Below are 14,826 nucleotides of genomic sequence, written 5' to 3'. Positions count from 1 at the left end.
ACCTGCGGCTTTGCCTTGCAGGCGAGCCGAAGTCAGCACGGAACCAGCACGGTGGCGCTGGTCAGTACCTCGTCCATCACACGCTTCAGCTTGTCGTCCGAGCCCGGGGTCAGGTGACCATAGATGTCCGCGGTTATCTGAATTGTAGAGTGCCCCGACCAGCGGGAGACCTCCAGGAGGGACACCCCGTCGGGGCCGCCGCGCATGGACCTGGCGGAGGAGGTCCGCGGCGTACCGGAGCAAGCAGGCTGAATCTTTCAGTCTGCGTGGTCGATACACGATGAATGACATAATCGCATGGCATCATGGCCTTTCGGACGGCCGGCAGGTGTGAGCGATCGGGGACCCGTATGGAGGCCAAGGGCTACGGCCACGCGGGAGCGCGCATCGATGTCACAGCGCTGATCCGAGCCGAGCTGCCGCACCTGACGGGCTCACTGCGGAAAGTGGCCGAGCTGGTGCTCGCCGACCCCAACTCCGTGATCGGCTGCTCGGCCGCCGAGCTGGGGCGGCGCACCGGCACGTCCCAGCCGACGGTGACGCGGTTCTGCCGCGCGGTGGGCCTGGAGTCGTACCAGCATCTGCTGATCGAACTGGTCCGTGAGAGCGCGCGCGGCGACGAGCCCGCCTGGGGCACCTCGGAGATCGGGCCGGACATCTCCCCCGACGACGACTTGCGGCGGGTGGTCACCGTCGTCGGCCAGGCAGATCTCGGCGCGGTGCAGCGGACGTTGGACACCATCGACCTGGCGTCGCTTGAGCGCGCGGCCCAGGCGGTCGCCCGAGCGCGGCGGATCGACGTGTACGGCGTCGGCGGCAGCGGCGCGGTGGCGGTGGAGACCGAGCTGCGGCTCTTCGGGATCGGATGCGCGGTGCGCGGGTGGAACGAGGTGCACGCCGCCACGACGTCGGCGGCCCTGCTCACCCCGGCCGATGTCGCCATCGGCATCTCTCACTCCGGATCGACCCGGGAGACGATCGAGCCGTTCGAACTCGCCCGCGCGCGGGGCGCCACCACAGTGGCGATCACCGCCGACCACAGGTCACCGCTGGCGCGGGCCGCTGAGGTCCGGCTGATCTCCGCAACCGCCGAGACCTCCTTCCGCGCCGGCAGCATCGGAGCCCGGCACTCGGTGCTGGTGCTGATCGACTGCTTGTACGTGCGCGTGGCGCAGCTGTCGTACGGCCGGGCCAGCGCGTCCATGGCGCTCACCGGGCACATCCCGGGCGACCACATGGTGAAGGGGCGCCGCGGGCGCTGAGTTTCAGCGCGCTGAGTTCAGTGCGCCCGAGTTTCAGTGCGCCGAGTTCAGTGCGCCGAGTCCGTCTGCCGATACCGGGGCGCGGGCGCGGCGGTGCACGCCGCGTCCTGCATGATTCATTCATCATTTCTGCGCATCGTGGTTGATTGAACCACCACCGTCTGCCAGCATGTGTGCGTCCGCCACGGTCGCCGGTGCACCGTTGGGACCTTCAGCCCCCTCCCCGTTCCCGCGTTCTAACGATCGGAGTAGGCCATGCCAGAACAGAACTCCTCCCTCTCCAGCGCTTCACAGCCGATGCACCGCCGGACGCTGCTACAGGCCGCGGGCCTGGGCGCCGGCGTCCTGGCCGCGGGCGGGCTGGCCGCCAACCGGGCGGCGGCCGCACCGGGGCCCGGCGATCCGACCGCCGGGGCGCTGAGTTCGGTGGATTCCGGAGACGGCACGCACGCCGCCGACGCGGCGGACTCTACCGCCGCGAGCGTGGACCTTCCGCTCACCGGAGGGCCGGACTTCCCGATCGGGCTGTTCTGGCCGCCGCACCCGTACGAGACCACGCTCGACCGCTACCAGGAGATCAAGGACGCCGGGTTCACCTTCCTGATCACCGGCAACTACCAATTCGATCCGCAAAGCGGCGGCTACGCCTTGCAGATGGCCGACCAGGTGGGCCTGAAGGTGCTGATCTCGGGCGACCCCCGGATCCAGGCGATCGCGCAGTACCTGTCGGTCACCGATGACCGGAGCGTGCCGTCCTCGCTCACCACCGCTGACGCGACGTCATGGGTGCGTGCGGCACTGGCCAGTTACGCGAACCACCCCTCGCTCGCCGGGTTCAACGTCTTCGACGAACCGGCCCAGTCCAGATTCCCCACGGTCGGGGCGCTCACCGGCATCGTGCGTGACGTCGCACCGGGGCTGCTGCCGTACTCCAACCTCGTGCCGGGTAACGGCCCGGACTACGCGGCCTTCGTGCAGGCGTACATCGACACCGTCAAGCCGCCGCTGATCTCGTTCGACCGGTACCCGATCCTCACCGACGGCATAGACCTCAACTACTTCGACAACTGGGCGATCTACCGCGAGGCGTCGCTGAAGTCCGGTCTGCCGGCGTGGACGTTCATCCAGTCGGTCGGCTACAACAACCACCGGGTGCCCACCGCCTCGCAGTTGGCCTGGCAGACCAACATCAGCCTGGCGTACGGCTGCAAGGGCATCCAGTACTTCACCTACTGGACGCCGGACCCCGCCCGTGGCGAGGGTTTCACCAAGGCGCTGATCACCGCCGACGGCAAGCAGACCCCGCTGTACGGCGCGGCCCGCAGGCTGAACCGCACCTGGCTCCAGCCGGTCGGCCGCCAACTCAAGCCGCTCCGCTCGGAGTCGGTCCAACACGCCAACGACGACCCGCTGCCGCCGAGCGCGGTGGCCTTCACCCCAGGCGACCACCTGACCTCGGCCACCGGGGACGCCGCCGTCATCGGTCTCTTCAGGAACACTCAGGACGACGGCACCCGCTACCTGCTCGTGGCCAACCGCAATCCCGACGCCCCCGCCTCGGTGCGGCTCGGCGTCAACCAGGCGCACGTCGGAAGCGTGGCGACCTTCGAGCCGGCCACCGGCCGCTACCGCGGAGCGGCCCAGCACGGCACGCTGAAGGTCCACCTCAAAGCGGGCGCGGCGGCGCTCTACCGCCTGTCGCCGCGCTGAGTCCGGAGGCTGAGCGACACTGGGCGGCCCCGGCCCGCCCGCACACCATGTGCGGGCGGGCCGAGCCATGCGGTGGGGCACGGCCGTCGGCGACGGACGCCTCGCCGTAACGGGTCGTCCCGTACCTCGGCGCCTCGATCACGGGCCGGTACCCGCCCGACCGTTCCGATATGAGAGCCGCGTGGGACACCCGCCCCGCCGACTGACCCGCGGCGTCCTCCGCACGGTCGACTCTCCCGGGTCGGTGATCCAGGTGGCTGTCCGCCGGGAGGGCTTCCTGCGGACGGCGACCCCTCGGAACACGGTCCGGGCACAACCAGATGAGGTCTGTTCGGCTGGGTAGACGCCCCCGGTGAGACACGGCGTACCGGCGTGTTGTGAGGGAGAGTCAGCTGATGCAGTTCGACGACGATGCCGCCCTGGACACCTCCGAGGTGCAGGACAACCGAGGCGGCACACGGGGCGGGATTCCCGGTGGCGGAAAGACCGTGGGCGGTGGGGTGGTAGGGCTGCTGGTCGTGATCGCCTCTGTGGTGTTCGGGGTGGACCCGGGTCTGCTCAGCTCGGGCGGCACTTCTGACAGCGCCGCGCGATCCGGCGGCTCCCAGGGCGTCGCGCCCGGCGATCTCGCGGCGAACTGCCGGACCGGGGCGGACGCCAACAAGAAGGACGACTGCCGGATCGTGGCCGTGGTCGACAGCGTCCAGGCATTCTGGAAGCAGACGGAGACAGCCGCAGGAAAGTCCTACACCCAGGCGCCGACCCTGCTGTTCACCGACAGGGTCAACACCGGCTGCGGGGAGGCGACGTCGGAGGTCGGCCCCTTCTACTGCTCCGCCGACGACAAGGTCTACCTCGACCTCGGGTTCTTCGACGAGCTCACAGGCAAGTTCGGCGCCAAGGGAGGCCCGTTCGCCGAGGCATACGTCATCGCGCACGAATACGGACACCATATTCAGGACCTCAGCGGCACCATCTCGCGCGGCAGCGGCCAGGGCGAGAACAGCGGCTCGGTGAAACTCGAACTCCAAGCCGACTGCTACGCCGGAGTGTGGGCCCACCACGCCACGACCACCCCGGACCCGGCGAGCGGAAAGCCGCTGATCACCGACCTGACGCGGTCCGACATCACTGTGGGCCTGGACGCGGCGGCCGCTGTCGGCGACGACCGTATCCAGCAGAAGTACCAGGGCAAGGTCACGCCGGACACCTGGACCCACGGCTCGTCGGCGCAGCGCCAGCAGTGGTTCACCAAGGGCTACACCTCCGGAGCCGTCTCGGCCTGCGACACCTTCGCCTGAGAGGTCAGCTCGTCCGGCCCCGTCCGCGGTGAGCGCGGACGGGACATGCCGAACACCCGATACCGCGCGCGGACAACGCCGTGCGCGGCGCGGAATGGGCGCCGCGTTCCTGAACGCTGAATTTCAAATGATGTCAATGCCGCTGAATGCCACTGCCCCTGAATGCCAGTGCCGGGGTCGCCCCGGCCCGGTCGCGGGCACTGGAGCGCTGCCCGCTGGAGGTGGAACCGCTGGTGATGCGGGCGGCGCCCCAGCATTGTCATCCTGTCCCGAAATATCCGGTGTACCCGTCATCGGAGAACGTTGTCGCAATACGACTGAGCGGTGTCCGCCCCGCGAGGGGCAGACACCGCTCAGTGGCAGGTCGAAGTGCGTCGCTACCAGCGGTACCAACGGCCACGGCTGCCACCGGAATTCGTCGAGCGGACAACGAATCCCAGCAGCCAGACCACCAGGACGACGATCGCCACCCACCACAGAATCTTGAGGGCGAACCCGGCGCCGAAGAGAATCAACGCGAGCAGAAGAACGAGCAGAAGCGGTCCCATAGTTTGTACCTCCCACTCGCGCGCTTGCCCCACGCCCACACTGACATGCGCGGATAATGTCACGGAACGGTATCCATCAGCTGGTGACAGGTGTCCTGGCGATGAGCGGGACAGGCGGTCGGGCGCCATAGTCACCGTGCCTCGACGACAGGCGCACTCGATTCCGAGTGCGCGCCAGACCCGTATCACCCCCTACCGCTCCGCAATTCCTTGTCCTCACCATGACGACCGGACGCTGCGGACTGTGTCGCGGACACCGCCGCGGGGATCCGGGCTGTTTCCGACTTCTGGTGCGACCGGTGGTGTCTCGCGCTGCGTCAGCGCGGTGACGGGACGGGGCGGGGCCGTCGAGGCGCGTCGACCGGAGTGACACACCGCCGACCGCCGCGTGCGGCCCGTGCGGCGTATTGACGCATACACGACCAATGGCTAGCTTCAGAGAGCGCTCTCTCGCCTCGTCGCGCCGGTCAACTCAACTCCGCTTCCCGCACGGCGAATTGGACCATGGACAACGATGTCAGGCTCTGTCGAGGACTACGGAAGGCATGCCCATGCGCCCACGCCGCGTCGGATCACCTCTCTCGCCCCGCAGGAGCCGGGCGCTCGTGCTGAGTTCATGCCTGGCGCTGCTGTCGGTCACCGCCGTCGACAGCGCGGTGGCGCGGCAGGCCGCCCCGCTAGCGCGGGCCGCGGCGTCGAGTTCCGTCGTCACCGACGGGAACGCCCGCTTCGAGGTGCTCAGTCCGACCCTGGTGCGGCTGGAGTACGCGGGCGACGCCGTCTTCCAGGACGGGACGACGTTCAACGCCGTCAACCGGTCCTTCCCCGTATCCGACGTCACCACGGACGTCACCGCGGACGGATACCGCGAGATCACGACGTCCGGGCTGACGTTGCGCTACAAGCGGGGCAGCGGCCCTTTCACGGCGGCCAACCTCACGGTGACGATGGCGGGCACGGGGGTGACCGCCACACCGGCGTTTCCTTCCTACTGCCCGGTCAACTCCGCCTGCGAGGCTGAGAATTCGCTGCTCAGCGGCTACGGCGTCGCCGCCTACGACCACACCGGGCACACCGGCTCCGGCTTCGTCGCCGGATACGAGCACACGGGCAGCGGCCTCACCCAGGACGTCTCCGCGGTGCCGTCGACCGGCGACTACCGGCTGTGGGTGCGCTACTCCAACGCGGCGGGCGGCACGGGCACCCTGTCCACCCGGGTCGGCTCGACCGCGGGCCCGGCGCTCAGCCTGCCCGCCACCTCGTCGTGGAACGCCTGGTCGACCGCGTCCGCCACGGTGCACCTGACCGCCGGCACCAACACCCTGAGCATCGTGCAGAACGCGGGTGACACCGGCAGGGTCAACATCGACAGCCTGGCGGTCACCCCGGTCGGCACCACGGCGTACCCGGCCGCGTCGACGGCGCTCACCACGACCGGCTACGGCGCGGGGCCGACGAACACCCTCGGCGGCTGGTCCCGGACACTGGACAATCCGGCGGCCGTGCCGGTGCCCGAGCACCCGGGGATCCTCGATCGCGACGGCTGGTACCTGCTGGACGACACCCGGACGGCTCTGCTGTCGGGCGCGCACGCGGTGACCGACCGGCCCTCGCACGGCGCCCAGCCGTACCAGGACGGCTACTTCTTCGGTTACGGCCAGAACTACAAGCAGGGCCTCGCCGACCTCAACTCCCTGACCGGCGGCGCCAATCTGCTACCGGAGTCGGCCTACGGCGTGTGGTACTCGCGGTACTACGGCTACTCGACGGCCGACTACGAGAATTCGCTGCTGCCCACCTTCCGCAGCACGAACACGCCGATCGACTGGCTGGTGGTGGACACCGACTGGAAGTCGCCGACGCAGTGGAACGGCTGGAACTGGAACAGTTCGCTCTTCCCCGATCCGCGGGCATTCCTCGACTGGACCAAGCAGCAGGGTCTCGCGGTGTCGATGAACATCCACCCGACCATCGACAGCGGCGACCCCAAATTCGCCGCGGCCAACTCCCGCGCGGGCGGCCTCCTGCCCGACGGCGGCAGTACGTACGCCTTCGACTGGTCCAACCCGGCGCATCTGGCCGCCTATCTCGATCTGCACCAGCCCTTCGAGCAACAGGGCGTGCGGGAGTGGTGGCTGGACTACTGCACCAACTGCGGTGCCTCGACCGCGTCAGATCCGCATGTGGGGCCGGACAATCTGATCAACCAGGCCTATGCGGACGACGCGGCGGCCAAGGGGCTGCGCGGCTTCTCCTTCGCACGGATCGGCGGCTCGGAGGAGGGCGGCGACAACAGCAACTACCCGGTCGGGCCCTGGTCCGAGCGGCGCAACTCGATGCAGTTCACCGGCGACACGCCCGCGACGTGGGACATGCTCGCCTTCGAGGCGAAGTTCACCGCCGCCGAGGCCGCCGCGGGAATCTCCAATGTCAGCCATGACATCGGCAGCTTCCACGGCGGTCATCTCGCCGACGATCTGTACGCCCGCTGGGTGCAATTCGGCACCTTCCAGCCGGTGGACCGGCTGCACTCCGACCACGGCGACCGGCTGCCGTGGAACTACAGCGGCGCTGCCGCGGCGAGCGCCGAGTCCTTCCTGCGGCTGCGGGAGGCGCTCGTCCCGTACACGTACACGCTCGCACAGCAGGCGAACGCGACCGGTGTGCCCATCGTCCGGCCGCTGTATCTCGACTACCCGTCCCAGGACGCCGCCTACAGCGCCACCGGCGAGTACCTGTACGGCGACGACGTCCTGGTCGCGCCGATCACCTCGCCCAACGACTCCAGCGGCAACGGCTCCGCGTCGGTGTGGGTGCCGCCGGGGAGCTGGACGGACTACTTCACCGGCCGCACCTACACCGGGCCCGCCACCGTCACCATCACCGGTCCGCTGTCCCGGATGCCGGTGCTGATCAAGGCCGGCGGCATCCTCCCCACCCGCACCGACTACGTCGACAACCAGGGGCAGCGGCCGTTGACGCAGGTGACGGTGAATGTCGCCGCGGGTGCCGACGGGGCCTTCTCGGTCTACTCCGACGCCGGCGAGGGCACGGGCTATCGCAGCGGCCAGGCGACCGAGGCGCCCCTGTCGTGGAGTGAGGCGGCTCGCACACTGACGATCGGCGCGCAGACCGGTTCCTTCAGCGGCGCGCCGACCTCCCGGGCCTACACCCTGCGGCTGTCCAACTCGCAGGCGCCGACCGCCGTTTCGGTCGACGGGGTGCAGGTCCCGGAGACCGCGTGGTCGTGGAACGTCAACCGCAGGACGGTGACGGTGACGACGGGCGCGCTCCCGCTCGGCTCCTCGCACACCGTGACGCTGTCCGGCAGCGCGTCCGCGAACCCGGCGTCCGGCGAGGTGATCGGCGCGGGCGGCCTGTGCCTCGACGTGCGCGGCGGGGTGGCCGACGACGGGACGGCCGTGCAGCTGTGGGGCTGCAACCACAGCGCGGCCCAGCAGGTCGCGTACCAGGCCGACAGTACCGTCCGGCTCCTCGGCAAGTGCCTGACGGCCACGGGCGGCGGGACGGCGAACCGTACGCCGGTGAGCGTCGCGGGCTGCTCGGGTGCCGCCTCGCAGACCTGGACGCACCGCTCCGACGGCAGCCTGCTCAATCCGGCCTCGGGACGCTGCCTCGACGTGCCGGACGGCAACACCACACCCGGCGCCGTACAGCTCCAGCTCTACGACTGCGCCGGTGTGACCGCGCAGTCGTGGAAGCTGCCGCCCGGTGCGGTCTCCGGCCCCGCTGCCCTGTGCGTGGACGTGACCAACGCCGATCCGGCCTCCGCCACGCCCGTGCAGTTGTCCGGCTGCAACGGCTCCGACGCGCAGCGCTGGTCCGCGCCCGGCGACCGCACGCTGCGGACCTTCGGCAAGTGCCTCGACGCGGTGGGCGGCAACACCGGCAACGGCACACGGACCCAACTGTGGGACTGCAACGGCACGGGCGCCCAGGTGTGGGAGAGCCGGGCCGACGGCACCTTGTTCAATCCGCAGTCGGGCCGCTGCCTCGACGACAAGGACAACGGCCAGCAGGCCGGGGATCCCGTGCAGTTGTGGGACTGCAACGGGACGGCGGCACAGCGCTTCCGCCTCGGCTGACCGGCACGCCCCGTCCGCTGTGACCCACCCCGTCGCGGACACGGTCAGACCGGCTGTCCGACCGTGTCCGCGACGGACCTCCGCGACGCTCTCGTCAGCAGCCGAGCGGCGCGGAACCGACGGCCACGTCGTCGAACCACAAGGTGTCGTCGCCCGTGGCGTAGCTCTCCCAGCCGAGTCGCAGGGCGGTCGGCCTGGGCGGCGTGGTGCGCGAGAGCCACTGCTGGTCGATGTCCTGGGTCGGCACGCCGTCGGCGTGCAATCCGGGTATCTGCGTGTCATTGAGCCAGGTGTCGAGCTTCGGCGCCGTGGTGTCGACCGCGAAGCGCAGACACTGCCAGGTGAGGGTCGGCAGCGGACTGCTCAGCGAGACCCCGGCCGGACTCTGCGCCGGGAGGGTGGCGTCGTCACTCTCCCGGTTCCACTGCAGGGCGCCGTTCTGGCCGCCGATCCGCAGCGCCCGGCCGCCCTGGGAGGAGTCCGGCATGGAGACGAAGGCGACGTGCGAGGTCGGGAGCGCCGTGGTGTGCCGCACCCACATACGGATGTAGACCACCGGGCCGACCGACGACAGATCAGCGGTGGAGGCGACGAAGGCGTGGTTGCAGTAGCCCGCCTTTCCGTCCACCCGCAGGGACTTCGAGCCGCTGTGCGCGACTGTCGTGTCGATGGCGGCCGTCCCCGTGCCTTGGCAGTCGGGTGCGGTGAAACGCCAGTCCCCGGCGGGACCGGCACCGCTCTGGTCCTCAAAGCCCGTGCATATCGTCGCGGAGTCGCATCCCGCGGGCGGCGAAGTGGTCGGGGGCGTCGTCGGCGGGGTGGTCGGGGGCGTGGTCGGCGGGGTGGTGGGCGGGGTGGTCGGGGGCGTGGTCGGCGGGGTGGTGCTGGCGCCTCCACAGGGCAGGTCGTTGAGGGCGAAGTCAGCCGGTTGCGCGCCCGCGGACCCAGCAGTTCCCTGCACGCCGAAGTCGACCGTGCCTCCTGCTGCCACGACCCCGTTGTAGGACGCGTTGACGGCGGTGACGGAGTGTCCGTTCTGGGTGACGGTCGCGTTCCAGGCCGAAGTGATCCTCTGATCACCGGCATACGTCCACGTCAGCCGCCAACCGCTCAGCGCCGCGCCGAGGTTGGTGACGTGCACCTGCGCGGTGTAGCCACCGGGCCATTCGTTGAGCGTGTACTCGGCCCGGCATCCGGACGCCGACGCGCCGAATCCGCTGGTGGGCACCGAGATCAGGAGCGAGACGGCCAGCGCTATGGCGGCGGCGACCGCCGTCCACAACCTGGGTGGTAACCGGAGAGTGCGAGCGGGCATAGGTGCCTCTTTCGGGGTGCTTGCGTGGGGGGAGCACAACATATGGGAGCGCTCCCATCCATCACAGCGCCCTGGCTGCACACTGTCAACGGATGCGGCCCGACCCAAGCGCGGCGCGACTCGGGCCGGTCTCGTCCGCAGGTGTTTACGAATTCTTGATCCACTGTTAGCTTCACAAATGGGAGCGCTCCCACTCGCAGACCCGTTCCCTCCCCCCACGCTGTCCCGGTGGCCCGGCCGCGGTGCGCCGCGGCCCCGGGAAAGCTCCCGGAAAGGTCATGATCTTGAAGCGAAAAAGAAGCTGGCAACTGTCGTTATTCGGTGTCTTCGCTCTTTTGCTCTCGGCGTTCGGCGCGGTCCTGCTCAGCCAGGGCTCCGCGCAGGCGCACGGCGTGGCGATGATGCCGGGCTCGCGCACCTACCTGTGCTACGAGGACGCCCTGACCCCCACCGGCGCCCTCACCCCGACCAACCCGGCCTGCGCCGCGGCGGTCGCCCAGAGCGGAACGACGTCGCTGTACAACTGGTTCGCGGTGCTCGACTCCAACGCGGGCGGTCGCGGCGAGGGTTACGTCCCGGACGGAACGCTGTGCAGCGCCGGCAACAAGTCACCGTACGACTTCTCGGCCTACAACGCGGCCCGCGCCGACTGGCCGAGGACGCACCTCACGTCGGGCTCCACGATCCAGTTGCAGTACAGCAACTGGGCCGCGCACCCGGGCACCTTCCGTGTCTATGTGACCAAGCAGGGCTGGTCCCCGACCACTCCGCTGGCCTGGGCCGACCTGGAGTCGATCGGAAGCACCACCAACCCGCCCGCGGTGGGGTCGCCGGGAACCGACGGCGGCCACTACTACTGGGACCTGACGCTGCCCTCGAACCGTACGGGTGACGCGATGGTCTTCATCCAGTGGGTCCGCTCGGACAGCAATGAGAACTTCTTCTCCTGCTCCGACATCGCGTTCGACGGCGGTCACGGCGAGGTCAGTGGCATCCACAACGGCGGTTCGACCACGAGCGGCACGACCACTGGCACGACGACCGGCACCACAAGCGGCACGACTACTGGCACCACGAGCGGCACGACGACCGGCACGACCACTGGCACTACGACCGGCACGACCACCGGCACCACAAGCGGCACCACGACCGGCGGCAGCACAGGCGGGACCGACCCCGGCTCCTGCATGGCGATGTACGCGGTCTCCAACTCCTGGAGCGGTGGGTTCCAGGGGCAGGTCACCGTGATGAACCACGGCGCCTCGCCGTCGAGTCACTGGAAGGTGAACTGGACGCTCGGCACCGGAACGCAGATCACCAGTCTGTGGAACGGAGTCCAGTCAGTCAGCGGAGGCAGCATCAGCGTCACCAACGCCGCCTACAACGGCACGATCCCACCGGACGGCGCTTCCACGACGTTCGGATTCACGGCCAACTCGACCGGCAACAACACGCCCATCGGCTCGATCACTTGCACGTTCTCCTAGCGCGCTGACGCGGCCGACAGCGCCCCGTACGGCCTCCTGCCGTGCGGGGCGACGGGCGCGGGGCGGCCGTCCCCGGACGCCGACCGGTTCACGCATTTCATATTCGCGTGCGAACGCGTCGTGCGCCTACGGACGAGCGTCCCTCTCTTCGGCGTCCCCGTTCGTGTCTTCCTCCAAGGCCACGGTCAGCTCGGTGTCGGTGTCGCGCCAGAAGGTCTCCGCGTCGCGCAGGATGTCCTTCACGATCCGCCACTCGCGCGGCTTGGCCGCCGCGTACTCCTGCCAGCCCTCGATCCGCAGCCGCCGCCCGTCGGAGCCGACCGGCCACCACGACAGGTCGGTGAGGCAGTCCGCGAGCGCGTCCCAGTTGCGGCCGAACCAGTCCGGCAGGTGCAGCCGCTCGGTGCAGCGGTCCATGAACGACTGGCGGTCGACGACCCCGGTCAGATCCAGTACGAGGGTGTCGCCCGGCGGTGTGGTGGCCGTCATCGCAGCACCGCCTCGAAGCTCTGGTAGTGGTCGGAGGTGTAGAAGATCTCGCCGTTGCGGCCGGTCACGATCCGTCGCGCGCCGCGGTCCGGGGCGTCCGGGGTCGGCACCGTGTACTCGTGGTAGTAGCCGCGCGTCCGGGCGGGCAGTTCCTTCTCGTAGTTGCCGAAGACGATGCCGTCCCTGCTGTACGGGTACGGTCCGCCGCGGTCGATCAGCGCCAGCGTGGTGCGGGCCTCGGGGGGCAGGTCGGCGGGGTGCACGACGTGGTGGCCGTCGGCCCAGGCGGGGGTGGACGAGGCGTGGGCGGCCCGCCCGGAGCTGTGGGCGGCCGGGACGACGGTGGGGGTCGCGCAGCCGCCGAGGAGGACCCCGAACAGAGCGAGCAGGCAGGTGGCGAGCACGGGGGCGACCGCGCGTGGAACGGACCGCAGCAGCATGCCGCCGATGCTGCCACACTTGATCACTTCCAGCGCGGAACGGCACTCCGCACGGGTCAAGCCGGGGGCATCGCGGGTGGCCGTGGGTCGGTGCCGGTTGGCGGTGCCGGTTGCCGTCGGGTCGGGGTCGGTTGCCCGCGCCGGCTGACCGTGGGTCGGTGCCGGGCCGGGGCGCCTCCTCGGAATGCGTCACACCTGGTCACACGGAATTCGGCGCCCGGCTGTCAACGCATTCCTGCGGAGTCACCCCGGCCCGTCCCCTCCGGTCGTTCGGCGGGCTGGTGGCCGTCCTCGTACCGCGGCGAAGCCTGAGGGGTCAGGGGCCGTCGGGGTCGGCGCGGTCGAGGGCGGGGCGGGGGGCGGGGGCGGTGGAGTGCAGGAGGTGGTCGGCGGCGGCGGTGTCGGTGACCAGGCTGGTGACGAGGCCGGAGCGGAGCACCGCGTCGATGGCGGCGGCTTTGCGGCGACCGCCCGCGATGGCGAGCACTTCGGGGATCCGGCGGAGCCGGTCGGCGTCGATGGTGATGCAGCGCTCGCCGAGGTCGCGGCCGACCCTGCGGCCCTGGGCGTCGAAGAGGTGGGAGGACATCTCGGCGGCGACGCCGAGGCCCGCGTAGTGCTCGCGCTCCTCGTCGGTGAGGGCGTCGTGGACGGTGGAGACGCCCGCTTCCCAGGAGCCGACGGAGACCACGGCGACGGTGACCTTGTCGAAGTAGCCCATGGCGGCGGCGATGCCGCTCTGGGCGCGCAGGGCGCTGGCGGTGGCGGGGTCGGCGAGCACCATTGGCGCGTACAGCGGATGCGCCTCGCCGCCGGAGACGGCGGCGGCGGTGCGTACCGCCTCGACGGAGCCGCGCTCGGTGGTGCCGACGTCGTAGACGCCGGTGAGCTGGACGACGGTGCAGGGCGCGAGCCGGTCCAGCGCGTTGGCCATGGTGATGATGGAGCGGCCCCAGGCCAGGCCCAGTACGTCGCCGTCGTCCACCAGCTCGCCGAGCAGGTCGGCGGCGACGGCGCCCAGATTCTCCGGGTCGGGCGCGTCCGCCTGGTCGGGCGGGGTCTCGACGACGACGGCGTGCCGCAGGCCGTAGTGGGCGCGCAGGGCGTCGGAGCGCTCGGCGTCCAGCTCGGCGGGGACGCGGATCTCGATTCTCACCAGGTCGCGTTCGAGGGCGGTCTCCAGGACCCTGGCCACCTTGAAGCGGCTGACCCCGAACTCCTCGGCGATCTGGATTTTGGACTTGCCCTCCAGGTAGAAGCGACGTGCCATCGCCGCCGCCTGGACCATCTCGCCGGGGCCCATGCGCACCTGTGTGCGGCCTGTGCTCACGTCGGTTCTCCCCAGTCGCCTATCTGATCCGCGTTGCCCCATGTGATCCGCTCCGCGCTCATCCTCGCAGATCGTGCCGTGTTACGGGCGCGTAGCGATGACGCTTCCGCCCGTGGTAACCCCCGGTAGGCGCCCCCTTCACCGGGGCACTTCCGCGGCCTTCGCGGCGGCCTGCTCGCGCAGCGCGCGGACCGCGGCGGCGGGGTCGTCCGTGCCGTACACCGCGGAGCCCGCGACGAAGACGTCGGCGCCCGCCTCGGCGCACCGCTCGATGGTCTCGGCCGAGACGCCGCCGTCGACCTGGAGCCACATGTCGAGGCCGTAGCGGTCGATCAGCGCCCTGGTACGACGGATCTTCGGCAGCATGATGTCGAGGAACGCCTGGCCGCCGAAGCCCGGCTCGACCGTCATGATCAGCAGCATGTCGAGTTCCGGCAGCAGGTCCTCGTAGGGCTCGACCGGGGTGGCGGGCTTGAGCGCCATCGACGCCCGCGCGCCCTTCGCCCGGATCTCCCTGGCGAGCCGGACCGGCGCCGCCGCCGCCTCCACGTGGAAGGTCACCGAGCCCGCGCCGGCCTCCACGTACGCGGGCGCCCAGCGGTCCGGGTCCTCGATCATCAGGTGGCAGTCGAGCGGCGTCTCCGTCGCCCTGCTCAGGGACTCCACGACCGGCACCCCCAGCGTGAGGTTCGGCACGAAGTGGCTGTCCATCACGTCGACATGGAGCCAGTCGGCGCCCTCGACCGCCTTCGCCTCCTCGGCGAGCCGCGCGAAGTCGGCGGAAAGAATGCTGGGGTTGATCTGCACGCTCATGGGTCCAGCAAACCAGATCCGGAGG

General features: G+C 70.2%; 11 protein-coding genes. 5 read left to right on the top strand and 6 right to left on the bottom strand.

Going from position 1 to position 14,826, the window contains the following annotated elements; all coding sequences use genetic code 11:
* The first annotated feature begins 350 nt into the window (after nucleotides 1-350).
* The 3 genes from ACIQCJ_RS24385 to ACIQCJ_RS24375 all read left to right on the top strand — a co-directional run bounded on the left by ACIQCJ_RS24385 (nucleotide 351) and on the right by ACIQCJ_RS24375 (nucleotide 4,273).
* A complete protein-coding gene (locus tag ACIQCJ_RS24385) occupies nucleotides 351-1,262 on the top strand; it encodes a MurR/RpiR family transcriptional regulator (protein ID WP_355347049.1) in 912 nt (303 codons plus the stop codon).
* Nucleotides 1,263-1,517: 255 nt separating this feature from the next.
* Nucleotides 1,518-2,972, top strand: a complete 1,455-nt coding sequence (locus ACIQCJ_RS24380) for a hypothetical protein (RefSeq protein WP_402712502.1) — start codon at nucleotides 1,518-1,520, stop codon at nucleotides 2,970-2,972.
* A gap of 395 nt (nucleotides 2,973-3,367) precedes the next feature.
* A complete protein-coding gene (locus tag ACIQCJ_RS24375; RefSeq protein WP_391160763.1) occupies nucleotides 3,368-4,273 on the top strand; it encodes a neutral zinc metallopeptidase in 906 nt (301 codons plus the stop codon).
* A gap of 377 nt (nucleotides 4,274-4,650) precedes the next feature.
* Here the strand turns inward: ACIQCJ_RS24375 and ACIQCJ_RS24370 are convergent, their stop codons facing one another.
* A complete protein-coding gene (locus ACIQCJ_RS24370) occupies nucleotides 4,651-4,821 on the bottom strand; it encodes a hydrophobic protein (protein ID WP_355348845.1) in 171 nt (56 codons plus the stop codon).
* 605 nt (nucleotides 4,822-5,426) lie between these two features.
* Between ACIQCJ_RS24370 and ACIQCJ_RS24365 the strand changes: the two genes are divergently transcribed.
* Nucleotides 5,427-8,927 carry a ricin-type beta-trefoil lectin domain protein gene (locus ACIQCJ_RS24365; protein WP_402712501.1) on the top strand — a complete coding sequence of 1,167 codons (3,501 nt, stop codon included), beginning with the start codon at nucleotides 5,427-5,429 and terminating at the stop codon, nucleotides 8,925-8,927.
* A 94-nt stretch (nucleotides 8,928-9,021) separates the two neighbouring features.
* Here ACIQCJ_RS24365 and ACIQCJ_RS24360 read toward each other — a convergent pair whose 3' ends face one another.
* Entirely contained in the window at nucleotides 9,022-10,242 is a 1,221-nt protein-coding gene (locus tag ACIQCJ_RS24360; RefSeq protein ID WP_402712500.1) for a cellulose-binding domain-containing protein, read from the bottom strand.
* Between the two features lie 278 nt (nucleotides 10,243-10,520).
* Here ACIQCJ_RS24360 and ACIQCJ_RS24355 point away from each other — a divergent pair, with 278 nt between their 5' ends.
* Entirely contained in the window at nucleotides 10,521-11,729 is a 1,209-nt protein-coding gene (locus ACIQCJ_RS24355; RefSeq protein ID WP_402712498.1) for a lytic polysaccharide monooxygenase, read from the top strand.
* A 126-nt stretch (nucleotides 11,730-11,855) separates the two neighbouring features.
* Here the strand turns inward: ACIQCJ_RS24355 and ACIQCJ_RS24350 are convergent, their stop codons facing one another.
* The 4 genes from ACIQCJ_RS24350 to rpe all read right to left on the bottom strand — a co-directional run bounded on the left by ACIQCJ_RS24350 (nucleotide 11,856) and on the right by rpe (nucleotide 14,801).
* On the bottom strand, nucleotides 11,856-12,218 hold the full coding sequence (locus ACIQCJ_RS24350) for a barstar family protein (RefSeq protein ID WP_355348833.1): 363 nt from the start codon (nucleotides 12,216-12,218) through the stop codon (nucleotides 11,856-11,858).
* Nucleotides 12,215-12,658 carry a ribonuclease domain-containing protein gene (locus ACIQCJ_RS24345; RefSeq protein WP_355348830.1) on the bottom strand — a complete coding sequence of 148 codons (444 nt, stop codon included), beginning with the start codon at nucleotides 12,656-12,658 and terminating at the stop codon, nucleotides 12,215-12,217. The genes ACIQCJ_RS24350 and ACIQCJ_RS24345 overlap by 4 nt, the downstream gene beginning before the upstream one ends.
* 316 nt (nucleotides 12,659-12,974) lie before the next feature.
* The gene (locus ACIQCJ_RS24340) at nucleotides 12,975-13,988 is read right to left on the bottom strand and encodes a sugar-binding domain-containing protein (protein ID WP_391160773.1); all 1,014 of its coding nucleotides are present in this window, start codon (nucleotides 13,986-13,988) and stop codon (nucleotides 12,975-12,977) included.
* Between the two features lie 138 nt (nucleotides 13,989-14,126).
* Nucleotides 14,127-14,801: a ribulose-phosphate 3-epimerase gene (gene rpe / locus ACIQCJ_RS24335; protein WP_355348824.1), complete on the bottom strand. Its 675-nt coding sequence runs from the start codon at nucleotides 14,799-14,801 to the stop codon at nucleotides 14,127-14,129.
* Nucleotides 14,802-14,826: the final 25 nt, after the last annotated feature.

The sequence above is a fragment of the Streptomyces sp. NPDC093221 genome (assembly GCF_044753885.1).
Classification (GTDB): domain Bacteria; phylum Actinomycetota; class Actinomycetes; order Streptomycetales; family Streptomycetaceae; genus Actinacidiphila.
This window is presented reverse-complemented; position numbering and strand designations above follow the sequence as displayed.

What these genes read in the sequence shown, in the direction of transcription:
- rpe (WP_355348824.1), bottom strand. Translation starts at nt 14,801, where the DNA reads ATGAGCGTGCAGATCAACCCCAGCATTCTTTCCGCCGACTTCGCGCGG.
- ACIQCJ_RS24370 (WP_355348845.1), bottom strand. Translation starts at nt 4,821, where the DNA reads ATGGGACCGCTTCTGCTCGTTCTTCTGCTCGCGTTGATTCTCTTCGGC.
- ACIQCJ_RS24350 (WP_355348833.1), bottom strand. Translation starts at nt 12,218, where the DNA reads ATGACGGCCACCACACCGCCGGGCGACACCCTCGTACTGGATCTGACC.
- ACIQCJ_RS24345 (WP_355348830.1), bottom strand. Translation starts at nt 12,658, where the DNA reads ATGCTGCTGCGGTCCGTTCCACGCGCGGTCGCCCCCGTGCTCGCCACC.
- ACIQCJ_RS24380 (WP_402712502.1), top strand. Translation starts at nt 1,518, where the DNA reads ATGCCAGAACAGAACTCCTCCCTCTCCAGCGCTTCACAGCCGATGCAC.
- ACIQCJ_RS24385 (WP_355347049.1), top strand. Translation starts at nt 351, where the DNA reads ATGGAGGCCAAGGGCTACGGCCACGCGGGAGCGCGCATCGATGTCACA.
- ACIQCJ_RS24375 (WP_391160763.1), top strand. Translation starts at nt 3,368, where the DNA reads ATGCAGTTCGACGACGATGCCGCCCTGGACACCTCCGAGGTGCAGGAC.
- ACIQCJ_RS24360 (WP_402712500.1), bottom strand. Translation starts at nt 10,242, where the DNA reads ATGCCCGCTCGCACTCTCCGGTTACCACCCAGGTTGTGGACGGCGGTC.
- ACIQCJ_RS24355 (WP_402712498.1), top strand. Translation starts at nt 10,521, where the DNA reads ATGATCTTGAAGCGAAAAAGAAGCTGGCAACTGTCGTTATTCGGTGTC.